Source organism: Mesorhizobium robiniae, from assembly GCF_040545535.1.
Lineage (GTDB): Bacteria > Pseudomonadota > Alphaproteobacteria > Rhizobiales > Rhizobiaceae > Mesorhizobium > Mesorhizobium robiniae.
In genome coordinates this window covers 173,737-197,886 of the sequence record NZ_JBEPMC010000009.1, presented here as the reverse complement: position 1 = coordinate 197,886, position 24,150 = coordinate 173,737, and the positions used below count along the sequence as shown (strand labels likewise).

General features: G+C 62.1%; 23 protein-coding genes. 13 read left to right on the top strand and 10 right to left on the bottom strand.

Annotated features, from left to right (window positions below; all coding sequences use genetic code 11):
* Positions 1-114: 114 nt before the first annotated feature.
* From ABID19_RS24165 to ABID19_RS24145, 5 genes are all read right to left on the bottom strand, one after another.
* On the bottom strand, positions 115-1,155 hold the full coding sequence (locus ABID19_RS24165) for a sugar ABC transporter substrate-binding protein (protein ID WP_354493425.1): 1,041 nt from the start codon (positions 1,153-1,155) through the stop codon (positions 115-117).
* Between the two features lie 39 nt (positions 1,156-1,194).
* The gene (locus ABID19_RS24160; RefSeq protein ID WP_354493424.1) at positions 1,195-1,959 is read right to left on the bottom strand and encodes an ATP-binding cassette domain-containing protein; all 765 of its coding nucleotides are present in this window, start codon (positions 1,957-1,959) and stop codon (positions 1,195-1,197) included.
* Between the two features lie 38 nt (positions 1,960-1,997).
* Positions 1,998-3,164 (bottom strand): ROK family transcriptional regulator, encoded by a 1,167-nt coding sequence (locus tag ABID19_RS24155; protein ID WP_354493423.1) that lies wholly within the window; start codon positions 3,162-3,164, stop codon positions 1,998-2,000.
* Between the two features lie 198 nt (positions 3,165-3,362).
* Positions 3,363-4,640: a M23 family metallopeptidase gene (locus ABID19_RS24150; RefSeq protein WP_354493422.1), complete on the bottom strand. Its 1,278-nt coding sequence runs from the start codon at positions 4,638-4,640 to the stop codon at positions 3,363-3,365.
* Positions 4,641-4,796: 156 nt separating this feature from the next.
* Positions 4,797-5,264 (bottom strand): peroxiredoxin, encoded by a 468-nt coding sequence (locus ABID19_RS24145; RefSeq protein ID WP_354493421.1) that lies wholly within the window; start codon positions 5,262-5,264, stop codon positions 4,797-4,799.
* Positions 5,265-5,360: 96 nt separating this feature from the next.
* Between ABID19_RS24145 and ABID19_RS24140 the strand changes: the two genes are divergently transcribed.
* Entirely contained in the window at positions 5,361-8,747 is a 3,387-nt protein-coding gene (locus ABID19_RS24140) for a YhdP family protein (protein WP_354493420.1), read from the top strand.
* Positions 8,748-8,760: 13 nt separating this feature from the next.
* Here ABID19_RS24140 and tyrS read toward each other — a convergent pair whose 3' ends face one another.
* Positions 8,761-10,014, bottom strand: a complete 1,254-nt coding sequence (tyrS, locus tag ABID19_RS24135) for a tyrosine--tRNA ligase (protein WP_354493419.1) — start codon at positions 10,012-10,014, stop codon at positions 8,761-8,763.
* A gap of 277 nt (positions 10,015-10,291) precedes the next feature.
* On the opposite strand from tyrS, the gene ABID19_RS24130 reads away from it, so the two are divergent.
* Complete coding sequence (locus ABID19_RS24130) at positions 10,292-11,020, top strand: glycosyltransferase family 2 protein (protein ID WP_352934908.1); 729 nt, start codon at positions 10,292-10,294, stop codon at positions 11,018-11,020.
* Entirely contained in the window at positions 11,013-11,345 is a 333-nt protein-coding gene (locus tag ABID19_RS24125; protein ID WP_354493418.1) for a lipid-A-disaccharide synthase N-terminal domain-containing protein, read from the top strand. Before ABID19_RS24130 ends, ABID19_RS24125 begins: the two co-directional genes overlap by 8 nt.
* A 21-nt stretch (positions 11,346-11,366) precedes the next feature.
* Here ABID19_RS24125 and ABID19_RS24120 read toward each other — a convergent pair whose 3' ends face one another.
* Positions 11,367-12,035: an FMN-binding negative transcriptional regulator gene (locus tag ABID19_RS24120; RefSeq protein ID WP_354493417.1), complete on the bottom strand. Its 669-nt coding sequence runs from the start codon at positions 12,033-12,035 to the stop codon at positions 11,367-11,369.
* Positions 12,036-12,048: 13 nt separating this feature from the next.
* A complete protein-coding gene (locus ABID19_RS24115; RefSeq protein WP_027154148.1) occupies positions 12,049-12,723 on the bottom strand; it encodes an alpha/beta hydrolase in 675 nt (224 codons plus the stop codon).
* A 242-nt stretch (positions 12,724-12,965) separates the two neighbouring features.
* On the opposite strand from ABID19_RS24115, the gene ABID19_RS24110 reads away from it, so the two are divergent.
* From ABID19_RS24110 to sufA, 8 genes are all read left to right on the top strand, one after another.
* A complete protein-coding gene (locus ABID19_RS24110) occupies positions 12,966-14,129 on the top strand; it encodes a cysteine desulfurase family protein (protein WP_354493416.1) in 1,164 nt (387 codons plus the stop codon).
* A gap of 186 nt (positions 14,130-14,315) precedes the next feature.
* Complete coding sequence (gene sufB / locus ABID19_RS24105) at positions 14,316-15,833, top strand: Fe-S cluster assembly protein SufB (RefSeq protein WP_354493415.1); 1,518 nt, start codon at positions 14,316-14,318, stop codon at positions 15,831-15,833.
* A 289-nt stretch (positions 15,834-16,122) separates the two neighbouring features.
* Positions 16,123-16,464 (top strand): GIY-YIG nuclease family protein, encoded by a 342-nt coding sequence (locus tag ABID19_RS24100; protein ID WP_354493414.1) that lies wholly within the window; start codon positions 16,123-16,125, stop codon positions 16,462-16,464.
* A gap of 47 nt (positions 16,465-16,511) precedes the next feature.
* A complete protein-coding gene (gene sufC, locus ABID19_RS24095) occupies positions 16,512-17,267 on the top strand; it encodes a Fe-S cluster assembly ATPase SufC (RefSeq protein WP_354493413.1) in 756 nt (251 codons plus the stop codon).
* Between the two features lie 43 nt (positions 17,268-17,310).
* Entirely contained in the window at positions 17,311-18,579 is a 1,269-nt protein-coding gene (gene sufD, locus ABID19_RS24090; protein ID WP_354493412.1) for a Fe-S cluster assembly protein SufD, read from the top strand.
* A 100-nt stretch (positions 18,580-18,679) separates the two neighbouring features.
* Entirely contained in the window at positions 18,680-19,921 is a 1,242-nt protein-coding gene (locus ABID19_RS24085; protein WP_354493411.1) for a cysteine desulfurase, read from the top strand.
* Between the two features lie 5 nt (positions 19,922-19,926).
* Positions 19,927-20,319: an SUF system Fe-S cluster assembly protein gene (locus ABID19_RS24080; protein ID WP_292393203.1), complete on the top strand. Its 393-nt coding sequence runs from the start codon at positions 19,927-19,929 to the stop codon at positions 20,317-20,319.
* Positions 20,320-20,411: 92 nt separating this feature from the next.
* Positions 20,412-20,792, top strand: coding sequence for a Fe-S cluster assembly scaffold SufA (gene sufA / locus ABID19_RS24075; protein WP_292310455.1), 381 nt, complete (start codon positions 20,412-20,414; stop codon positions 20,790-20,792).
* A 126-nt stretch (positions 20,793-20,918) separates the two neighbouring features.
* Here the strand turns inward: sufA and ABID19_RS24070 are convergent, their stop codons facing one another.
* A complete protein-coding gene (locus tag ABID19_RS24070) occupies positions 20,919-21,416 on the bottom strand; it encodes a GFA family protein (protein WP_354493410.1) in 498 nt (165 codons plus the stop codon).
* A 90-nt stretch (positions 21,417-21,506) separates the two neighbouring features.
* Between ABID19_RS24070 and ABID19_RS24065 the strand changes: the two genes are divergently transcribed.
* On the top strand, positions 21,507-21,830 hold the full coding sequence (locus tag ABID19_RS24065; protein WP_354493409.1) for a TfoX/Sxy family protein: 324 nt from the start codon (positions 21,507-21,509) through the stop codon (positions 21,828-21,830).
* On the opposite strand, the gene ABID19_RS24060 is transcribed toward ABID19_RS24065, so the two are convergent.
* The gene (locus ABID19_RS24060) at positions 21,800-22,774 is read right to left on the bottom strand and encodes a carbohydrate kinase family protein (RefSeq protein ID WP_354493408.1); all 975 of its coding nucleotides are present in this window, start codon (positions 22,772-22,774) and stop codon (positions 21,800-21,802) included. The genes ABID19_RS24065 and ABID19_RS24060 overlap by 31 nt on opposite strands.
* Before the next feature lie 277 nt (positions 22,775-23,051).
* Between ABID19_RS24060 and recA the strand changes: the two genes are divergently transcribed.
* Positions 23,052-24,149: a recombinase RecA gene (recA, locus tag ABID19_RS24055; protein WP_008875470.1), complete on the top strand. Its 1,098-nt coding sequence runs from the start codon at positions 23,052-23,054 to the stop codon at positions 24,147-24,149.
* The last annotated feature ends 1 nt before the right edge of the window (position 24,150 follow it).

The following is a 24,150-nucleotide window of genomic DNA, read 5'->3' as shown; positions in this document are numbered from 1 at the left end:
GCGATTATGCGCGGATTGAAGTTGCTGCAACGTTCCCTGCGCGTCTGTTCGGACGCGCCGAGCTGCAGAGGCAGGGCTTCGGGCCAGCGTGGCCCGAAGCCCTGGGCGACCTTGCTATTCGACCGGCTTCACAGTGTCCGAGGGCGGCTTCATGTTGCCCCAGAAGGCCGGGTTGTCGACGTTTTCCTTGGTGATCGCAGCGCCGGGGATCTTGATGTTCGGCCCCCAGGCTTCCTTGGTCACGGTCGACTTCAGGCCGAGCACTTCGTATTCGCCCGGCTTGATCTCCTGCTTGTTGACGATCTTGTCCATGAACATGGCGACGGCGGCGGCCTGAGCGTAGAGCGGCTGCTCGACTTCGACATTGAGCCAGCCCTTGCGGATCAGGTCGAGGCCGACCGGAGCACCGTTCGAACTCATCAGCATGACGTCGCCCGGCTTTTTGCCGGCGGCCTCGAGCGAAGCGACGGCAGCGACCGAAAGATGGGCGGCATGGCTGAAGATCAGGTCGATATCCGGGTTGGCAAGCATCTGGTCGGCAACGATCGTGCCGGCATTGCTGGCCTCCCATTGCATGGCTGGAACCGAGATGATCTTGACGTCCGGGAACGCCTTCATCTTCTCCTCGAAACCCTTCTGGATGTCGAGCGTGTAGGGGTCGCCGGGATCGCCGAGCACCTGGAGGATTTTTCCCTTCACCGAGCCGTTCTTCGCCTTCAAGAGCTTCTCGGCCTGATCGGCGGCGACGTAGCCGATCTCGACGGTTCCCGCCACCGATGTGAAGTCGGACGGTGTCGAGGTGATCTGGCGGTCGAATTCGACCACCGGGATGCCGGCTGCGCGGGCGGCTTCGATGGACGGCTTCAGCGCATTGAAATCGACGGCGGCGAGAATGATCGCCGCCGGCTTGAGGGCGATAACGTCGTTCATCTGCGATTGCTGAGCGTCGGTCTTGTTGTCGGCGTTCAGCGTCTTCATCTCGTAGCCGACCTGCTTCAGGAACAATTCCAGAGCGCTCACCGAGCCGGTCTGAAATTCATCGAGTAGCGTCGGCACCATATAGTAGACGGTGCCCTTGGACTGAGCGAATGCCGGCGTGAGCGTGGCAAAGGCCAGTGCCAGGATACCGAAGACAGCAAGAAGTATTTTCTTCATGTCGTTCGCTCCTTTTGCGCCGGACCCCTCATTTGTCCCTCAACTCGCCGGTCCGGCACCGGCAAGCGTCTCACCGGTGATCATGTTGATCACCGCATCGGGACTTGTTTTATTGCGTGCGACATCGCCCGCCACGACGCCTTGCCGGATCACCACGATCCGGTCGGCGACCTGGAAGGCCTGCTGCATGATATGTGTGATGATAACGACGCCGATACCTTGGCTCGCCACCTGGCGGATCATGTCGAGGCCGCGCCGCGTCTGCTCGACGCCAAGTGCTGCGAACGGCTCGTCGAGAAGCACGAGCTTGCCGCCAAAATGCACGAAACGGTTGAGCTCGATGGCCTGCCGCTGGCCGCCAGAAAGGTGCTCGACATTGGTTCTGAGCGAGGGGATGCGCGTGCCGGCGCTGGCCAGCGCCTTTTTGACCACTTGCTCCATGGCGGGTTCGTCGAGCACGGGAACGCCGAGAAATTTCCTGGTGATCTCGCGGCCCATGAAGAAATTGGCGACCACGTCGACATTGGTGCAAAGCGAAAGATCCTGGTAGACGGTTTCGATCCCCGCCGCTTTTGCCTCGGCGGGAGACTTGGCCAGGAATTCCTTTCCCTCGAAAAGCATGCGGCCCGAGGTCGGCTCCAGTCCGCCGGCGATGATCTTCACCAGCGTCGATTTGCCGGCGCCGTTGTCGCCCAGAAGCGCCACGACCTCGCCCTTGCCGATCGAGAAGCTGATGCCCTTGAGCGCTTCGATCGAGCCATAATTCTTGGTGACGTTGTCAAGCACCAGCAGGGGCTCGCTCATGCCAGGCTGAGCTCCGATCATGCCAGGCTGAGCTCCGCTCATGCCGCGATCCCCTTGCTTTGCAGGATATCTCGCCCGCGTTCGCGCTCGGCGGTGAATATCTGGCCGAAGCGCGGCGAAAGCACCCCTGAGACGGCAAGCGCTGCGGCCCCGCGCAGCACCGCATGCTGGCCGCCGCGTGCGACGGTGACGCGGGGCGTCGTGCGGTCTCCGCGCGCCGAGACCGAGTTTGGGGGATTTGCGACCGAGCCGGCCAGCCGTTCGAGCAAATCGGTGGACGCCAGTCCGCCGAGGATAATGGTTTCGGGATCGAACAGGTTCTCGATGATGGTTATGGCGTTGCGGAAGATCGGCCCGACTTCATCAACCCAATCGGCGTCGCTGATGTCCCGGCGCCGCAGCGCCTCGAGCGAGAGGTATCTTTCCAGGCAGCCCCGATTGCCGCAGGGACAAGGCTCGCCAGCCGGCACGACAGGAATATGACCGATTTCGCCGGCATTTCCCCAGGCGCCGCGCAACGCCGTTCCGTCATGCACCATGACGCCGCCAAGACCGACACCGAAATAGAGATAGTAATATTCGGAATATCCTGCGCCGAGGCCGTACAGGCGCTCGCCCATTGCCGCGGCCGCCATGTCGGTCTCGAAAAACGCGGGCAGCCCGGTCGAGGCCTCCAGCCGTTCCCGAAGCGCCACGTCCTTCCAGCCGGTCATCGTCGTCGGGCCGATAAAGCTCATCGACTCCACACCGAAGGGGCCGGGCAGCGCCATGCCAATGCCGAGAACGCGACCGCCAGGCCGCAGTCCGGTCAATTCGAGCACCATCGCGCCGATCAGCTCGAAGGCAAGGTCGGGCGTTGCGCTGGGGGCCTCTCGATAGGTGCTCTCGATTACGTCTCCGCTCAGATTGATAAGCGCCGCATTGATGCCGAGGGGAGTGACGTGGATGCCGACGGCGTAGCCGCCCTCCGGGTTGATCCGCAGGGTCGCCGGAGGCAGGCCGCGCCCGCGCGGCTCCTCGCGCATCGAGAGAACGTAGCCGTGTTCTTCCAGCTCGCGAACGATGGTCGATACAGTTTGCACGGTGAGCCCGACCCGCCGGGCAATGTCGCCGCGGGCGATCGGGCCGTGAAGGCGGATGGACTCAAGCACGATGCGCCTGTTGTAAGGCCGCCCGAATTCCTGATTGGTCCCCCGCAGTGCCATGTCTTGCGCGCCTCTAGGAAGTATGAGGTTCGCACCGAATATTTATTCAGTCAAATGGAATTCAAAAATAAATTCGCTTGTAATTCGCAACCTTCGAGATTGGCCCAGGCCCACCCGATTTCGTTATCCCAGGCGGAGCAGGAGCGAAGCGACGTTGCGGAGATCCTCGGATGAGGAAGTCATGGAGGCCGGTGGGCTTCAGAGATACTGCGCGACTTTCTTGCCGACCCTCAGGAAGCGCAGCGGGTCGATGGCTTCGCCATTGTGGCGGATCTCGTAGTGCAGGTGCGGGCCGGTCGAGCGGCCGCTGCTGCCGGTCTTGCCGATAACGTCGCCGGCGTTGAGCCTCTCGCCAACCGTCACGCTGATTTTGCTGAGATGCCCATAGCGCGTCGCAAAGCCATTGCCATGGTCGACCTCGACCATGCGACCATAGCCGCCGTTCCAGCCGGCCTTGACGACGACGCCAGGCGCCGTGACCTTGGCGGGCATTCCGGTAGGCGCCCTGAAATCCATTCCCGAATGCAGCGCGGCGGTGCCGAGGAGCGGGTCGGTGCGCACGCCGAACGGGCTGGTGACCGAACGGCCGGGGGCGGGATTGGCGAGCGGCAGCCGTCGTGCTTCCGTCTTCAGGCGGTCAAGCGCGTCCAGCGCCTCGTCGAGCTCCTTGACCTTGCTGTTGAACACCATCGAACTGTCGAGCGGTATCAGCGGGCCGCCGGCATCGCTCTTGCCGAAGTCGCTGTCGATCGGCAGGCCAGCCGACTCGAGCGCCTGGGAAATCGCATCGGCGTTTCTGTAGGCGTTGTCGGCGAGCGTAGTGATGCGGGTGAGTTGCTGGCTCTCTATGGCCTTGAGCGACTCGTTGATCGACACGAACAGTCTGTCGGCACGGTCGGCCGCCGTGTCGCTCGGCAGCGGATCGGAGCGGGTCGACCACAAGGAGAACGGCCTGGTGTCTCCGGCTCCAAGTTCGGCGCCGACGCTGGCAACTGAATAGGTCTGCGGCTGGGCATCGGTCACGTCGGCGCGTTTATCCGGGGTTGCGTTAGCCGCAGGTGGTGTTCCAACGTCGCTCCCGGTGCGTTCGAGCATCGGGCCGAGGCGGCCATGGCGCAGGCTGAGCTGGGTCTGTCGTTCCAGCAGTTCGCCAACCTTGGTTTCCATGAGCTGCTGGTCGAGAAGCTGGCGGCTGGTGATCCGGTCGACCTGGGCTCGGAGCGCGGAGATGCGGTCCTCATAGGCCTGCTGCATGCGCGCCTGCCGTGCCGTGGTTGCGCCGATCAGGTCGTCGCGCAGCACCAGGTAGGAGGTCGCCAGCAGATAACCGATGGCCATCGCCGCCAGCGCGGAGCCGCAAAACGCGGCAACCCATGGCCGTATGGTGAAATGCCTTATCTCGTTGCCCCGGGCGATAATGACCGTGTGGGGCTCCTTGCGCCTGCCAAAGACCGTTGACTGACTGGCTACGTTCACGGGACCAAGCTTTCGTTACGACACCAACGACAGCCTGATTACACATCATTAAGGTTAACGGTCGGTTGCTTCAGCGCAACTCCCTTACCGTTGGTTGCGTCGAATTTGGCGGCTCATGCTTCATTTGGGGCTTTCAAGGCCGCCATCGGCTCACCGTCAAAGTGCGCGCACCGCCTCCAGCACCGCCTCAGCATGGCCTTTGACCCGAACATTTCGCCAGATCCTGGCAATCCGTCCGTCGCTGCCGATCAGGAACGTCGCACGCTCGACACCCATATAGCGGCGGCCATAAAGCGTCTTCTCGACCCACAGATGATAGGCTTCGATTACCTTGCGATCCTCGTCGGCGACGAGATCGACGGCGAGGCCGTATTTCGATTTGAATTTGTCGTGCTTTCGGACGCTGTCCGGCGACAGGCCGATGACCGCGGCGCCGAGCTTTTCGAACTCCGGCTTCAACTGCGTAAAGCCGATCGCCTCAGTGGTGCAGCCTGTGGTGTCGTCCTGCGGATAGAAGTAAAGTACGACCGGCTTTCCCAGCAATGCCGCGAGGCTGAGTGATCCGCCACCGTCTCGGGGAAGTTCGAATTGCGGCGCAAGCTCGCCGACGTCGAGATCAGCCATATCGATGCCCTTGTTTGTGGTTACGCGCCAAGCCGCATCGATATAATGTCAAACTGGGATTCGTCCACCGGTCGAGTTCGTTCAACGGAAAATTGCGTGGATCAGGAGCAGCCGCAGCACGAGAAGATCAGATTCAGGCGTGATGAGATCACAGACCTGGGGACCTTCCCGTCCGCGTGCCGCATACCGCCGCTCGGCCAGGCGCCGATCGGCCGCGGCGTTCGTATTCTTGCGCGGCTATTTGCCGGCCTTGTGGCCCTTGTGCTGCTGGCCGCCGTCGCTGTGTATGCGATCGGCATGTCCGGTTTCGGCGCCGAGCGGCTACGGGCCGAAGCCGAAACGGCCATCGAGAAATTGGCCGGCGTCGACGTTGACGTTACGGTCGGGCCGGCCCGTCTCACGCTCGACGGATCGAGCTTCATCGCGCTGCAGGTCAGCGACGTCAGCCTCAAGACCGCCGACGGCAAACCGATGGCCGATGCCGGGCGGGTCCGTTTCGGCATAAGGCTGATACCGCTGTTTTCGGGCGAGGTGCGGCTCACCAGCGCCAGGATTTCCGATGCCCGCATAATGATGGCGGCGATGCCGTCGGGCGGCGACTGGACGGCGGCGCTGCGCAATGACGATGGCCTCATCGACCCGGAAAAACTGTCCGATGCGGTCTTTGCCAACGTCAACCACGCGCTCGATGCGGTGCGGGAGGATTCGATGCGCCAGATCGACCTCAGCAATTTCGACCTCGTTCTGCCCGAGACCGGCTCGGTCAAGCTGGTCAGGATCACCGATGCGTCAGTTGCGCAGTCCGAGCCGGGCGGCATGGAGTTTTCATCCGACGCGGACGTCGACGGCAGGGCGCTTACCATCGCTGCCTCAGCCACCCGCGATACGGCAACGCGGCGCGTGACCGGGTTGGACGCCAGCATCGAGATAGCGGAGGCCGACAAGGCTGCCGCGACGCCAGGCGGAAAAATCGGCGCCATTGCCTTGAAGCTGGCTGGATCGGAGGGATCCGGCGAGACCCCGTCGCGGCTGACGGCCTCCTTGTCGCTTGCCGGTTCCGTACTCGATTTCGGTCCGCGTGCCGGGATACTTCCAGCCGACGTCGATCTCGATGCGACGCTCGTCGCCGGCGCCAACAAGGTCCAGGTGGATCGGCTGCAGGTCAGGACCGGTCGCTCGACATTCGATTTCGCCGGTTCGATCGGGCCGAAGCCGGCGACTGGAACGGCGGGCGAGGAGCCATCCTACCGCTACGATCTGACCAGCGATCACTCGACACTGGCGCCTTTGGAATCGTCCGAACCTGCGCTCGATTTCATCGCACGCGTCGCCGGCGTCTATCAGACCAGGAGCCATAAGCTCGTGGCCGAGCAGATCGGGATCAGATCCGGGGGAGCCAGCGAGGCGCTGGGCACGGCGTCGGTAGAGTTCGTCGAGGGAAAGGTGCCGGGCATATCTGTCGCCTTCAACCTCCACGACATGCCGGTCTCGCATGTCAAGCAGTTGTGGCCCTGGTTTTCCGCGCGAAATGCTCGCCTTTGGGTGCTGAAGAACCTGTTCGGCGGCCACGTCGTCGACGCCAGCCTGCAGTTCCAGGTCGTGCCGGGGCGCCTGGGCAACGGCATTCCGCTATCCAACGACGAGGTATTCGGCCGTTTCCAGATCGAAGGAGCGCGCTTCGATACGGCCGGTCACATTCCGCCGATACGCGATGCCGTCGGCGTTGTCGAATTCCACGGCAACGACGTCGACGTCAGGCTCTCCTCGGGTAACGTCTATATGGTGAGCGGCCGCACGGTGGCGGCGAGCAACGGCACGATGACGGTCAAGGCTGCAAACCGCCCGCCGGTGATCGGCGCGCTCGACATCGACGTCGCCGGCGAGGCGTCCGCAATCGCCGAGCTCGCCTCCTACGAGCCTATCAACGCCATGCGCCATGTTGGCCTGCTGCCGGACGACCTGTCCGGTACCGTGACCGGCCACGTGAGAGCGGACATTCCGCTGCAGTCCGGCGTCGACACTTCGAAACTCGATTGGCTGGTGGCGCTCGATTACAAAGACCTGTCGCTGGCCAAGCCGTTCGAAGGCCAGGCGGTGACGGACGCCGACGGTTCGATCACCGTCGAGCCCAATCGGGCCGTGATATCAGCCAAGGCGCTGCTGAACGGCATTCCAGCCGAGCTCGATCTGATCGAGCCGCTCAACAATGCCGGGCCGCCACGCAGCCGGAAAGTGGCGCTGGTGCTCGACGACAAGATGCGGGCAACCGCCATGCCTGGCCTGTCGGCGCTGCTTTCGGGAACCATCAAGGTTGCAATCGACAAGAGCGGTGGCAGCAACCAGACTGTTTCGGCGGACCTGACCAATGCCAGGCTGAACATTCCCTGGGCAGGCTGGAGCAAGGGACCCGGCGTCCCAGCCAATGTTACATTTGCCATGACCAGGTCCGCCGACACCACGACGCTGTCCGATTTCGGCCTGAATGGAAAAACTTTTTCGATCGACGGCGGCGTGGTGCTGGTCAACGGCGCCCTGTCCTCGGCGCGGTTCAGCAAGGTCACGTTGAACCGGGGGGACGACGTTGCCGTATCGGTGAAGCGATCGGGCAAGGGCTATGCAATCGACATCAGCGGCAACAAGCTGGATGCGCGTTCGCTGATCAAGCAATTCACGTCCGATGTCGACACCGCCACCAAGGCCACGGGTTCCGACGCGATTTCCGTCAGCGCCGATGTCAATTCCCTGATCGGCTTCCACAACGAGACACTGTCGAACCTGAAGCTCGACTACAGCGCCGCCGGTTCCAGGGTGAACGGTCTCAAGGTGAGTGCCACGGCAAGTTCGGGTGCTGCCATAAGGATCAGCAATACGACCGGCGCCGGCAGGCGCAACCTTAACATGACGTCGGCCGATGCCGGCGCCATCCTGCGGTTCCTCAACATTTACGAGCATATGGAGGGCGGTTCGATCACGCTGGCGCTTGCCGGGGCAAGCGACGGGCCGATGAAGGGCCAGGTCGACTCAAGCGACTTCTTCGTGGTCAACGAGCCGAAGCTCGCCTCGCTCGTGTCGACGACGCCGGCGGGCGACAGCCGCAGCCTCAACGAGGCTGTAAAAGCCAATATCGACACGTCGAGAGTGAAATTCGAGCGCGGCTTTTCCGAGATCGAAAAGGGCGACGGTTATCTCAAGCTGGCCAATGGCGTACTGCGCGGTCCACGCATCGGCACCACCTTCCAGGGCACGCTCTACGACCGGAACAACAACATGGACATGACCGGCACGTTTATGCCGGTCTACGGCCTCAATCGCATCTTTGGCGAACTGCCGCTCTTCGGCGCGCTGCTCGGCAACGGCCGCGACCGCGGGCTGATCGGCGTGACCTACCGGCTCAGGGGCGATGCCAACAAGCCGAAACTCGACGTCAATCCGCTGTCGGTGATCGCGCCTGGAATATTCAGGTCGATCTTCGAGTATCGGTGAGGCGGCCGACCGCTCAGACCGGCCGCACCAGAACGTGTTTTTTCTTACCGAGCGAAAGTTTTACGACCTCTTCCGGGCCGAGATCCTGAAGTGTCACCAACCGGCGATCGTCGGATACAGGCTGGTCGTTCAGGCGCACGGCGCCGCCCTGGATATGCCGCCGCGCCTCGCCGTTGGACGCGGCAAGCCCGGCGGTGACTAACAGCGACAATATTCCGACGCCGCTTTCCAGGTCGGCCCTGCCCAGCGCGACGGTCGGCAGCGTTTCGGCCAGCGCGCCTTCTTCGAACGTCTTGCGTGCGGTCTCCTCGGCTTGCTCGGCTGCCTCGCGGCCGTGCACGATGGCTGTCGTTTCGGTGGCCAGGACTTTCTTGGCTTCGTTGATCTCCGAGCCGCCAAGGGCGGCGAGCCGTGCGATTTCGGACAGCGGCAGACGGGTGAAAATCTTCAGGAAGCGCGCAACGTCGGCATCCTCGGTGTTGCGCCAGTACTGCCAGAAATCATAGGGCGAGTAGAGGTCCCCGTTCAGCCAGACCGCGCCCTTGGCCGATTTGCCCATCTTGGCGCCTGACGAGGTCGTCAGCAGCGGCGTGGTCAGCGCGTAGAGCTGCGGCGTGCCCATCCGGTGCCCGAGATCGACGCCGTTGATGATGTTGCCCCACTGGTCGGATCCTCCCATCTGCAGGCGGCAGCCATAGCGACGGCTGAGCTCGACGAAATCGTAGCCCTGTAGGATCATGTAGTTGAATTCGAGGAACGACAGCGATTGTTCGCGATCGAGCCTCAGTTTGACGCTGTCGAAGGTCAGCATGCGATTGACCGAAAAATGCCGGCCGACATCGCGCAGGAATTCGACATAGTTGAGCTTCATCAGCCAGTCCGCATTGTTGACCATGATCGCGTCGTTCTGCCCGTCGCCGAAACGCAGAATGCGGCCGAAAATGCGCTTGATGCCCTCGATGTTGGCAGCAATTGCCTCGGGCGTCAAAAGCTGGCGCTGGTCGTCGCGGAAGGAAGGGTCGCCGATCATCGAGGTGCCGCCGCCCATCAGGGCGATCGGCCGGTGGCCGGTCTCCTGCAGCCAGTAGAGCATGGTCGCCGAAATCAGATTGCCGATATGCAGGCTGGTCGCCGTGGCGTCGTAGCCGACATAGGCGGTCACCGTTTCTTTGGCAAAAAGCTGGTCGAGGCCGGTATCATCCGAAATCTGATGGATGAAACCGCGCTCGCTCATTATGCGCAGGAAATCGGATTTGAAGGCGGACATCTTTTCTTTCCCGAAAGCGGCCAACCGAAGCGGATCGGACGTGGTATGCGTGAACGCGGGCGTTTAGCATCCAAGCGCGCTCAGCAAAAGGGGCGCGCTCAGCAAAAGGAGAATCCGGTTTTGCGGCCGCGCGGATAGCGTGCAGATGCTTGCTTCATCGTTTGGGCTGGCGTAATGAGGCGCCGCGCCAGCGGGTTCTTGCAGCACCCAGTCCGCTGGAACGGCACCGCACGGCATCGAATCGAATGCCATATCCTGTGACAGAGCCCGACGCGACATGCCGGAGATATCCATCGTCATCCCTTGCCGGAACGAGGCGGCGAACCTGCCGCTTCTGCTCGACGAGATCGGGGCGGCGATGGCCGGACGCGATTTCGAGGTGATCGTCGTCAATGATGGTTCGACGGACGAGACCGCTTCGGTGCTTGCCGCCCAGGCGGCACTTCGCCCCTTTCCGCTCCGCCACCTCAGGCATGAGAAATCCGCCGGCCAGTCTCTCTCGGTGCGTTCGGGCGCATGGGCGGCCCGCGGCGATATCGTCGCCACGATCGACGGCGACGGCCAAAACGATCCGAAATACATTCCGGTGCTGGTCGACGCCCTGCGGCAGGCCGGTCCCGATTTCGGTGTTGCGCAAGGAGAGCGCCTGAAGCGCCGTGACAGCAAGATCAAACAACTGGCTTCCCGTTTTGCCAATTGGCTGAGAAAGGCCATCCTCCATGACGAGACCCGCGACACGGGCTGCGGCCTGAAGGCGATCCATACCGATATCCTCAGGAAATTGCCGTTCTTCGACGGCACGCACCGCTTTGTTCCGGCGCTCGTCATCCAGGAGGGGTATCGGGTCGTGCATTGCGACGTCGTCGACCGCTCTCGCCGGCACGGCAAGTCGAATTACGGGATCTTCGATCGCGGCCTGCAGGGAGTGCTCGATCTCGCCGGTGTCTGGTGGCTGCGCCGCAGGCGCCGGAGAATGCCAAAAACAGAGGAAATCAGGCATGGCTAACGTGCTTCAGGAATTGATGACCTGGCTTCACGAGGTTTTCGTCAGGCAGTTCGATACGTGGATTCTGCTCGGCTTCGTCGCCCAGTTCTTTTTTTCGATGCGCTTCCTCGTGCAGTGGATCGCATCGGAAAAAGCCAAGCGCAGCGTGGTGCCGATCGCTTTCTGGTTCTTTTCGCTGTTCGGCGGTAGTCTGCTGCTGATCTATGCCATCCAACGGCAGGATCCGGTGTTCATCGCCGGCCAGGGCATGGGCCTGTTCATCTACATCCGCAATCTTTGGCTGATCGCCAATGAGCGCAAGGCAGCGATGACGAAGGTCGATTGAGCGACCTGCCGGCGGCGAAGATCAGGCTCCGTCGAGCCCGCCGTAGGACCGTACCAGCCGGACCATGTCGGGCGAGTTCGGGCTCTCGCTCTCGAGCCCCTCGGCGACACCGCTACGGTCGGCAATCGGCCGGTTCTGGCTGACTTTCCACTTGCCTTGCATATCAGTGATCTCGAGTTCCAGCCCGACGATGCCCTTGATCTGCGACTGGATGAAGGTGGCTGGTGCGTCGGTCACTGCCCAAGGTGCTTCGCGAGCACCTTCCTGTGACACGGTCAAATCGGCAATCTGCTGGGCCAGCCAGTCCTGGTCCTCGATCACCTTGACGGTGCCGCGCACCTGGACGATGGCGTAGTTCCAGGTCGGCACGACCTTGCCGGTCTCGCGCTTGGTCTCGTACCAGGACGGTGTCACATAGGCGTCGGTGCCCTGGAAGACGACCAGCACCGGCGATGCCGGGCTCTCGGCCAGCAGTCGCCACTGCGGATTGGCTCGCGCCAGATGGGCGCGCAACCTGCCGTTCGGCGGCACTTCGGCGTCGAGCAGGGAGGGGGCGTCGAGCAGGAACGGGATCGCGTTGGCGACCGGCCCCTCGGCTCCATTTGAAATCAGCAGGCCAAGCGGATGGGCCCGGATCAGCCCGTGCAGCACGTCCTGCCGCGTTTCCTGGAAATGAGGGGGCTGGTACACCGCTGTTTCCCGACTATCTCAGCCGTTTCGGCCGCGGGTCGGACAATTCACCGGCCAGACGGCGGTCGAGATAGTCCGCGCATTCTTGGAGCAGGAGGTCCGCATCGTTGGAGAAGAAATGGTTGGCGCCGGGCAAGGTCTTCTGGGTGATGGTGATCCCCTTTTGCGTGTGTAATTTGTCGACCAGCCCCTGCACGTCCTTCGGCGGCGCGACCTTGTCCGCATCGCCATGGATGATGAGGCCGGACGACGGGCAGGGCGCCAGGAACGAGAAATCATAGGTGTTGGGCTGCGGCGCGATCGAGATGAAGCCTTCGATCTCCGGCCGGCGCATCAGAAGCTGCATGCCGATCCAGGAGCCGAACGAATAGCCGGCGACCCAGCAGCTCTTGGAGTCCGGATGCAGCGACTGCACCCAGTCGAGCGCTGCGGCCGCATCCGACAATTCGCCGGTGCCGTGGTCGAATTCGCCCTGGCTGCGGCCAATGCCGCGGAAATTGAAGCGAAGCGTGGTGAAATCCCGCTTCTGGAACATGTAGAAGAGGTCGTAGACGATCTTGTTGTTCATCGTGCCGCCGAACTGGGGGTGCGGATGCAGGATGATGGCAATCGGCGCGCTCTTTTCCTTGGAAGGTTGATAGCGACCCTCCAGGCGACCGGCCGGACCGGTGAAAATGACCTCAGGCATAAAATACTCCACATGGCATATGAATGCGCGGCGCCCGGAACAACTCTTCCTATGGCCTTGACGCAGGGCGAGCGTCTTTCTAGAAGCTAGTTTAGAATTGTTCAAAACTGGATGGCCGAAAAAATCGTCGCTCGGCCACCCGCGCCGCAAGTCGCGTAAATAGGACGGCTTGCCTTGCAATTTCAAGGAAATAACGCGCTATCCCAGTGGAATGGCTATTGAAGGGACCGATCGAAACGAAAATGGCCGGAAGACGCGCTTATCTCGACTACAATGCCAGCGCGCCGCTGCTTGCCGCGGCGCGCGCGGCAATGGTTGCCGCGCTCGATGCCGCCGCCAACCCGTCGTCGGTCCATGCCGAAGGTCGCGCCGCACGGCGGCTGATCGAGAATGCAAGGCGCGATGTGGCAGCACTGGTCAACGCCAGGGCCGAGCATGTCGTGTTCACCTCCGGTGCGACTGAAGCCGCCTCGACGCTGCTGGCGCCGGATTGGCAGATGGGCCGCGGCACTGTCCGCATGGGCAAGGTCTATGTCTGCGAAGCCGATCATCCTTGTGTGCTGAATGGCGGACGTTTTCCGCCAGCCCTGGTGACGCGCATTGGCGTCGACGCCGACGGCGTCGTCAGGCTCGACGCGTTGGCGGCGGCACTTGGCGGTCACGACAAGGCGGACGGTCTGCCGCTGGTGGCGATCCATGCGGCCAATAACGAGACCGGCGTCATCCAGCCCATCGACCGCATCGCCGAAATCGTCAAGGCGGCGGGCGGCATCCTGGTCGTCGACGCCGTGCAGGCGGCGGGCCGCATTCCGATCGACATGTCAGCGGGTTATGCGGATTATTTGATTCTGTCCTCGCACAAGATCGGCGGCCCCAAGGGCGTCGGCGCCATCGTTGCCGCCGCGGACCTGATGATGCCGAAGCCTTTGATTAATGGCGGCGGCCAGGAAAAGGGCCATCGCGGCGGCACCGAGAACCTGGCAGGCATTGCCGGTTTTGGGGCGGCGGCGCGGGAAGCCGTGATCGGATTGAAGAGCATCGATGCGGTTGGTCGCCGCCGCGACGAGATCGAGACCATCGTGAAAACGCTGGTCCCGGATGCGGAAATCTTCGGAACCGGCGCGCCGAGGCTTGCCAATACGACATTCTTCGCTATTGCGGGCATCAAGGCCGAGACGGCGCAGATCGCCTTCGACCTGGCAGGCGTCGCGCTGTCGGCCGGATCGGCCTGTTCGTCTGGCAAGGTTGGCCCGAGCCATGTGCTGAAAGCCATGGGACACGGTGACAGCCTTGGTGCTTTGCGCGTGTCCATCGGCCACGCAACGGGCGCCGAGGACATTGAACTGTTCCGTGCCGCGCTGACAGGTATCGCCTCGCGCCGCGCAGGCAGGGAAGAAGCTGCCTGAGTGCGGCAGAATGATGCAGGCCTTTCGGCCTGGTAGAGCCGTGCGTTTCGTGGTGGCCGGGTGAATTTCCGGCAGGAACGCACTATATGGAACTTACGCCGCCTTGGTTGCCCACGGGCATTCGTTTCGCGGTGCCATAGTTTGAAAACTGCCGGGCCTTGACCCCGGCGTGGATGGAGAACGCATATGCCTGCTGTGCAGGACACGATCGATCGGGTCCGAAAGATCGACGTCGACCAGTATAAATACGGATTCCAGACCGAAATCGCGATGGACAAGGCCCCAAAAGGGCTGAGCGAAGACATTATCCGCTTCATCTCCGCGAAGAAGGACGAGCCGTCCTGGATGCTGGAATGGCGTCTGGAAGCCTATCGGCGCTGGGTGACGCTGGACGAGCCGAAGTGGGCGCGCGTCCATTATCCGAAGATCGATTTCCAGGACCTCTACTATTACGCGGCGCCCAAGAGCACGCCGGGACCGACATCGCTGAGCGACGTCGATCCCGAATTGTTGAAAGTTTATGAAAAGCTCGGCATTCCGTTGAGGGAACAGGAAATCCTCGCCGGCGTGCAGAAGACCGATGCGTCGGAACTCGAGGAACCCAGCGACAATGTCTATAAGTCCGGCCGCGTTGCGGTCGATGCCGTGTTCGATTCCGTGTCCGTCGTCACCACCTTCAAAAAGGAGCTGGCGCAGGCCGGCGTCATCTTCTGCTCGATCTCGGAGGCTATCCGCGAGCATCCGGAACTGGTGCAGAAATATCTCGGTTCGGTCGTGCCGACCTCCGACAATTTCTACGCCACGCTGAATTCCGCCGTGTTCACCGACGGCTCCTTCGTCTTCGTGCCCAAGGGCGTGCGCTGCCCGATGGAACTGTCGACCTATTTCCGCATGAACGAGAAGAACACCGGCCAGTTCGAGCGCACGCTGATCATCGCCGAGGAGGGGGCCTACGTCTCCTATCTCGAAGGCTGTACGGCACCGCAGCGCGACGAGAACCAGCTTCACGCCGCGGTGGTCGAACTGATCGCGCTCGACGATGCCGAGATCAAATATTCGACGGTGCAGAACTGGTATCCCGGCGACGCCGAGGGCAAGGGCGGCATCTACAATTTCGTCACCAAGCGCGGCGATTGCCGTGGCCACCGTTCGAAGATTTCGTGGACTCAGGTCGAGACCGGTTCGGCCATCACCTGGAAATATCCGAGCTGCATCTTGCGCGGCGACGATTCCAGCGGCGAGTTCTATTCGATCGCCGTGTCGAACGGCTATCAGCAGGTCGATAGCGGCACCAAGATGATCCATCTCGGCAAGAACACGTCGAGCCGCATCATCTCCAAGGGCATTGCCGCCGGCTTCTCGCAGAACACTTATCGCGGCCAGGTTTCGGCGCACCGCAAGGCGACCAACGCTCGTAACTTCACCAACTGCGACTCGCTGCTGATCGGCGACCAGTGTGGTGCGCACACCGTGCCCTACATGGAAGCCAAGAACGCAACGGCGCAGTTCGAGCATGAGGCGACGACGTCGAAGATTTCCGAGGACCAGAAGTTCTATGTCATGCAGCGCGGCATTCCCGAAGAAGAGGCGATCGCGCTGATCGTCAACGGCTTCGTCAAGGACGTCATCCAGCAACTGCCGATGGAATTCGCAGTCGAGGCGCAGAAGCTTATCGGCATCAGCCTCGAGGGGAGCGTGGGATGATGAGCTCTGGCTTTGCGTTGTCATCTCTGAGCCTGGCACTGTCATCCTCGGATTTGGCGCCGCCAGCCTTAAACGTGGCGTCGTCATCCTCGGGCTTGTCCCGAGGATCTACCGGCCTCTCAACACGGATCGCTCCACATCTTCGTTGGACAGCAGATCCTCGGGACAAGCCCGAGGATGACGGCGCGAAACTCGGAGATGACGGCGCCAGGTTTAAGGATGACGGCGCAACGTTTAAGGGCGCTACGTCTAAGGATGCTGGCGCGTTGCACCGGCCATCTGCGGGAAAATGACCGGCTTTGTCTACATGATGTCCGATAAGCCGCGTGGAGTTATCTACATTGGCGTAACCAGTGATTTGCATGGGCGAGTGTGGGAACACCGTAATGATGTGCACCGAGGTTTTACCTCGAAATACAAGGCAAAGAATCTGATTTGGTTCGAACGGCACCCGAACATCGTTCTCGCGATTCAGCGCGAAAAGTCTTTGAAACGCTATCGCCGCGAATGGAAGACGAACCTGATTGAGGGTCTAAATCCGACCTGGCTGGATTTGTATGAGAGCATTGATGAGATTGAGAATGTCTATCAGCCTCATCCGAATACGAGAATCTGGAGTGACTACCATTGAGAGACGGGTGGATGTCTGAGTACGGCTACGAATAGGACGAACAAAAAATGCTTGAGATCAAAAACCTCCATGCCCGCATCGTCGACGACGGCACCGAGATCATCCGCGGCCTGAACCTGACGGTGAAAGCCGGCGAGGTCGCCGCCATCATGGGTCCGAACGGCTCGGGCAAGTCGACGCTGTCCTACATCCTCGCCGGGCGCGAGGACTATGAGGTGACCGAGGGCGACATTCTCTACAACGGCCAGTCGATCCTCGAAATGGATCCGGCCGAGCGCGCCACGGCGGGCATTTTTCTCGCGTTCCAATATCCGATGGAGATACCGGGCGTGGCGACGATGGAGTTCCTGAAGGTGGCGATGAACGAGCAGCGCAAGGCGCGCGGCGAGGAACCGCTGAAGATCCCGGAATTCCTGAAGCGGGTGAAGGAGGCGGCGGCCTCGCTCAACATGGACATGGCGATGCTGAAGCGGCCGCTCAATGTCGGCTTTTCCGGCGGCGAGAAGAAGCGCGCCGAGATCCTGCAGATGAAGCTGCTTGAACCGAAGCTCTGCGTGCTCGACGAGACCGATTCCGGCCTCGATATCGATGCGCTCAAGATCGTCTCGGACGGCGTCAACGCGCTGCGCTCGCCGGACCGCGCCATCGTCGTCATCACCCACTACCAGCGCCTGCTCCAACATATCGTGCCTGATAGCGTGCACGTGCTCTACAGGGGCCAGGTGATCAAGTCGGGCGACAAGTCGCTGGCGCTTGATCTCGAGGCCAATGGCTATGCCGGCGTGATCGGCCAAGCCGCGTGAAATGCCAGAAGGCCAAGAAGGCAAGCCAAACAAGGCGATACTGATGAATATGCATACTCAACCCCAGCGAACCCCGGCCGAAACGGCGCTGATCGACGCCTTCAGCGAGCGGCTGTCGCTGCTGCCCGGCGACGGCGCGGTGATGCTGAAGCGCGATGACGCCATCGAGGCGATCAAGGGCGGCCTGCCGACGCGACGCATCGAATCGTGGCACTACACCGACCTGCGCCGCCTGCTGACTTCGGTTCCGGACTTCGATCCCGCAGCCGCCCCGAAAGCCATTGCGCCGATCGTTGAGGGCTCCGCCATTCTGCCGGTGCTGAACGGCGTGTCGAGCGCGAAGGTTTCCGCCGTCGAAGGCGTTACCGTGCAGCGCCTGTCGGAAAAACTGACCGACGGCAGCATCGCGCCCGGGCTCGATACCTATGGCGCCGATGACGCGATCGGCGCGCTGAACACCGCCTTTGTCGCCGACGGCTATTTTGTCGACATCGCCGACGGGACCGAACTGGACAAGCCGATCGAACTGCAGAACCTGCAATCCGGCGGCCAGACGCATGTGCGCCTGACTGTGCGCGTCGGTGCCGGCGCCAAGGCTGTTATCGTCGAGCGCCAGACGGGTGAGGGCGCCGCATTGGTCAGCTCGGTCAGCCAGCTTCTGCTCGGCGCGGGTGCCGACGTGACGTGGCTGATCGTGCAGGAGCAGCCGGATACGGCGACGCATCTTGCCCAGTTCAAGGCGCATCTCGGCAAGGGTGCGAAGCTGACGCTGTTCGTGATGAATGCCGGCGGCAAACTGGTGCGGCAGGAGGTCGTCGTCAAGACGACAGGCGAAGGCGCCGATTTCACGCTGCGTGGCATCAACCTGCTGGCTGGTGACACCCATACCGACGTCACCATGGTCCTCGACCATGCCGTGCCGCATACGACTTCGACGGAAGTGATCCGCAATGTGGTTACCGGCAAGGCGCGCGGCGTCTTCCAGGGCCGCATCAACGTCCATCAATATGCGCAGAAGACCAACGCCAAGATGGCCTGCAACACGCTGCTTCTGTCGGACGATGGCGAGTTCTCGACCAAGCCTGAGCTCGAAATCTTCGCCGACGACGTCGTCTGCGGCCATGGCGCGACCGTCACCGAGATCGACCACAACCACCTGTTCTACCTGATGGCGCGTGGCATCGATGAGAAGTCGGCCCGTGGCTTGTTGGTGAAGGCGTTCGTCGCCGAGGTGATCGAGGATCTGGACGACGAAACGATTGTCGAGGCGCTGGAAACGAGGCTCGACGGCTGGTTCGTCGCGCACGGGTGAGCGCCTGACCTTCTCCCCCAGGGGGAGAAGGTGGCCGAGCGAAACTCGGTCGGATGAGGGGTGCTGGACGGAATGAGGCGCTGCTTCGAGAGAGCTTGTGATGGACCAGAAAGTCGAAAACATCCCCTACGACGTCGAGGCGATCCGCCGCGACTTCCCGATCCTGTCGCGGGAAGTCTACGGCAAACCGCTGGTCTATCTCGACAATGGCGCCTCGGCACAGAAGCCGCAGATAGTGCTCGACACCATCCAGCATGCCTATTCCCAGGAATACGCCAACGTCCATCGCGGCCTGCATTTCCTGTCGAATGCCGCGACTGATGCCTATGAGAAGGCGCGTGAGACGGTTCGCCGTTTCCTCAACGCGCCGAGCACCGACAACATCGTCTTCACCTCGAACACCACCGCAGCGATCAACACCGTTGCTTATGGTTATGGCATGGCCAACATCGGCGAGGGCGACGAGATCGTGCTCTCGATCATGGAGCACCATTCCAACATCGTGCCGTGGCATTTCATCCGCGAGCGCCAGGGCGCCAAGCTGGTCTGGGTGCCGGTCGACGATCTCGGCGTCTTCCACATCGAGGAGTTCGAGAAGCGGCTGACCGATCGCACCAAGCTCGTCGCCATCACGCACATGTCGAATGCGCTGGGTACGGTGACACCGATCAAGGAGATCGTCCGTATCGCGCATGCGCGCGGCATTCCGGTGCTGGTCGACGGCAGCCAGAGCGCCGTGCATATGCCGATCGACGTCCAGGATCTCGACTGCGATTTCTTCGTCTTCACCGGCCACAAGGTCTACGGTCCCTCGGGCATCGGCGTGCTCTATGGCAAGAAGGACATGCTGGAGCGCATGCGCCCGTTCATGGGCGGCGGCGAGATGATCGAGGAGGTGACTGAAGACATCGTCACCTACAACGAGCCGCCGCACCGCTTCGAGGCAGGCACGCCGCCGATCGTGCAGGCGATCGGGCTGGGTGCTGCGCTGGAATACATGGAAAAGATCGGCCGCGAGCGCATCGCCGCCCACGAGGCCGATCTGAAGGATTATGCCCATCAGCGGCTGCGGGCCATCAATTCGCTGCGCATCTTCGGCGACGCGCCTGATAAGGGCGCCATCATCTCCTTCGAATTGCAAGGCATTCATGCCCATGACGTCTCGATGGTGATCGATAGGCAAGGCGTTGCTGTCCGTGCGGGGACCCATTGCGCCCAGCCGCTGTTGAAACGCTTCGGCGTAACCTCCACATGCAGGGCGTCGTTTGGCATGTATAATACCAGGGCCGAAGTCGACGCTTTGGCTGATGCGCTCGAAAAAGCGCGCAAGTTTTTCGGGTGACGATCATGGATGATGCCAGCCATACCGCTGAGACCACTTCGGAAACGACTGCCAACGGTCTGGTTTCCGCCTCGGCCATTCCCGCCGACGAACTGGCGCGGCTGACCGACGACATCGTCTCGGCGCTGAAGACGGTCTACGACCCGGAAATCCCGGCCGACATCTACGAGCTCGGCCTGATCTACAAGATCGACATCGAGGACGACCGCTCGGTCAAGATCGACATGACGCTGACCGCGCCCGGCTGCCCGGTGGCCGGCGAAATGCCCGGCTGGGTGGAAAACGCCGTCGGCGCCGTCGAAGGCGTGTCCGGCGTCGAGGTCAACATGACCTTCGATCCGCCCTGGTCACCCGACCGCATGTCGGAAGAGGCGCAGGTGGCGGTGGGCTGGTATTGATGGGTGTACTTGCGCCAGGCAGAAAATTTCACCATTTTAGGTGAGGAATCATTCGGCAGGCCTTGAACCTGCACAGAATGGAGAAGGAAAACATGGGACGCTTCGCCGTCATCACGATGACCGAAAAGGCTGCCGACCGGGTGCGCGAGATCGTCGCGACCCGTGAGAATGCGCATGGCATTCGCCTTGGCATCAAGAAGGGCGGCTGCGCCGGCATGGAATATACGGTGGATCTGGTGACCGAACCCAGCACCAAGGACGACCATATCGAGCGCGACGGCGCCCATGTCTATGTCGCGCCGGAGGCAGCGCTTTTCCTGTTCGGCACCGAGATGGATTTCGAGCAGACGACGCTGCGCACCGGCTTCACCTTCCGCAACCCGAACCAGAGCTCGGCCTGCGGCTGCGGCGAATCGGTCGAATTGAAGCCGGCCGACCTCAAGGCTTTGGCCGAGGCGCGCGCCTCGGCTTGAGCTTTCCTTCACCCCGTTTACGGGGAGAAGGTGGCCCGAAGGGCCGGATGAGGGGCAGCGCCAGCCTCTCCAAGTTAACGCCGCCGTTCATCTGCCTGCCGGCATCTTCTCCGGGGCGAAGAAATGCTAATCCACCCACATTCCCGTCCGCTTGTGCCGGTCGGCGATCGACTCCTCGGGATAGACATCGAAGCTCTTGTCTTTCTTGCCGACCTCGGGTTCGACCCAGTTCGCCTTGTATTTCAGCATGAGGTGCACCTTTTCGGGCGGTTTTGGCAGGTCCGTGTCAATCGCCGAGGCGAAGGGATGCACCAGCTCCGGCCAGGTCGGGTCGTAGAGCCAGAGCGCCGATCCGCATTTCCTGCAGAAATTGCGCTCGCCTGACGAGATTTCGCATTGCGGATGCTCGTCGTCCTCGATTTCCGCCCGGTAGACGCCGAGATTGCGCTTGCCGGTTATCTTCAGCGTGTCGAAATCGGCGCCGAGATTGATGGCAAAGCCGCCGCCGCCCTGCTGCTTGCGGCAGATCGAGCAGTAGCACAGCATGAACGGCACCGGCGTGTGGCTTTCCACCTCGAAGCGGACGGCATTGCACCGGCAGGACCCTTTGAGCAGAAGCGGCATGACAAAACTCCGACGAAATTGGTCTCAACTTGTCAGGATGGTGCTGGTTGCGGCGATGACAAGGAGAAATCCGGGTGACATGATCGACGCATGGACAATGAACGCATCGCCGAGCTTTTCGAAGGGCTTGGCCCGGTCAGCATACGAAAACTGTTCGGCGGCAAGGGCATTTATTTCGACGGCGTCATCGTGGCGATCGTCCTTCGTGGCGAACTGTTGCTGAAGGCCGACGCGGAAAGCGCGCCGGAATTCGAAGCGGCCGGCTGTCGGCAATGGACTTATACCGGCTCGAGGCATGGCAAGCTGGTCTCGATGCCGTATTGGAGCATTCCCGACAGTGCCTTCGACGATCCGGATGAGATAGCGGTGTGGGCACGCCGGGCCTATGAGGCGGGGCTGCGGGCCGGCAAATAGGTTGCCTCCCCGCTGGCAATTTCCCGCGCCTCGGGCACAAGCGTCAGCGCGTCGGCAAAACTCGCAGCCGTGAAAGCCGGCGCAAGCCCCGTACCCTCGACGGCAAGCATCGCCGCGGCAACGCCTTCACGCAGTGCTGCGCGCAGCGTCAGGCCGTTGAGCAGGGCAGCCACCGTTGCGCCCGCCAGCGCATCGGCGGCGCCGTCCGCGATCTTTCCTGGCGGCAGGATCGAGAAGGCGCCGGCTTCGTCGAAACCCAGCACCGGACCGTCATCGGCCGTCACCACGCCGCCTTTGAGGCCCGCGCGCCTCAGGCTGTCGACGACATCTTGCGCCGCGGCGCCGATATCGACATCGGCGAGCGCGATGGCCTCGCGCCGGTTCATGAAGACCAGCGCCAGGCTGCCGAGCAGCGGCGCGAGCCGCGTCGCCTTGGCCGGTGAGACGGCAAGGGCGAAGACCGGCTTGCCGGCGGCAAGCGCCACCAGCCGCTCCAATGCCGTCGACGGCAGGTTTGCGTCGCACAGGACCGCATCGGCAGTGCTGATCGCCTCGCGCATCTTGGCACGGCGGATCTGCTTGGCAAATGCCAGATCGTAGAGCGCCATGTCGGCAAGGCCGACGATCAGCGCGCCGTCGCGGTCGATCAGCGCCGTGTGGCTCGGTGTCGCGCGATCGAGGAACACCGCGGACAGATCGGTAATGCCGGCAGCATGGATGGCGCGCGAGACCGTGTCGGCCAGAGCATCGCCGCCGTGCACCGAAAGCAGCGAGCCGGAGATGCCGCGCCGCACGGCGCTGCGCAAGGCATTGAAGACGGCGCCGCCGACAGCCTCGCGCATCGTGCCGGGATTTGACGCGGCCGGCACGAAGTCGCCCGAAACCTGGCCGCGCCGGTCTATATAGGCGCCGCCTACGGCCAGGATTGTCGGCGACTTCATCATGCCGGCGAGATGACCTTTGCTGATTGCCCGAGTGGAGACTAGGTTGTCCGGCGCAACCCGGCAACCTACGGCGCGATTCGGAAGATGGCAGCACGATCCCGCCGAGGGGTGCAGGATACCTCCGAGCCGAAAAAAGCGAAACAAAAAAAGAACAAATACGGATATCATTTGTTTTTCAGCTACTTGATGCCTCTTGCCAAACGAGAACAAATAAGGTACAAATTAAGAAGGATTACGGATTGTCCGGCCTTCATTGACGACCAAGGGGTGATGTATCATGGCTCAGAATTCTTTGCGGCTTGTAGAGGACAAGGCAGTGGACAAATCAAAGGCTCTGGATGCGGCGCTGTCGCAAATCGAGCGTGCTTTCGGCAAGGGCTCGATCATGCGGCTCGGCGCAAACGAGCAGGTCGTCGAGATCGAAACGGTGCCGACCGGCTCGCTCGGTCTCGACATCGCGCTTGGCGTCGGCGGTCTGCCACGCGGCCGCATCGTCGAGATCTATGGGCCGGAAAGCTCAGGCAAGACGACGCTGGCGCTGCACACGGTGGCCGAAGCCCAGAAGAAGGGCGGCATCTGCGCCTTCGTCGATGCTGAGCATGCGCTCGATCCGGTCTATGCCCGCAAGCTCGGCGTCGATCTGGAAAACCTCCTGATCTCGCAGCCTGACACCGGCGAGCAGGCGCTGGAGATCTGCGACACGCTGGTGCGTTCCGGTGCCATCGACGTGCTAGTGGTCGATTCGGTCGCGGCGCTGACGCCGCGCGCCGAAATCGAGGGCGAGATGGGCGATTCGCTGCCCGGCCTGCAGGCCCGGCTGATGAGCCAGGCGCTGCGCAAGCTGACCGCCTCGATCTCGCGCTCCAACACCATGGTCATCTTCATCAACCAGATTCGCATGAAGATCGGCGTCATGTTCGGTTCGCCTGAGACCACGACCGGCGGCAACGCGCTGAAATTCTATGCTTCGGTGCGCCTCGACATTCGCCGCATCGGCTCGGTCAAGGACCGCGACGAGGTCGTCGGCAACCAGACCCGCGTCAAGGTGGTCAAGAACAAGCTGGCGCCGCCCTTCAAGGTGGTCGAGTTCGACATCATGTATGGCGAGGGCGTGTCCAAGACCGGCGAGCTGGTCGACCTCGGCGTCAAGGCCGGCGTGGTCGAAAAGTCGGGCGCCTGGTTCTCCTACAATTCGCAGCGTCTCGGCCAGGGTCGTGAGAACGCCAAACTGTTCCTGCGCGACAACCCCGACACGGCGCGCGAGATCGAGCTGGCGCTGAGGCAGAATGCCGGGCTGATCGCGGAGAAATTCCTCGAGAATGGTGGTTCCGAAGGCGGCGACGATGGTTTCGAGGATGAAGCCGGCGCGATGTAAG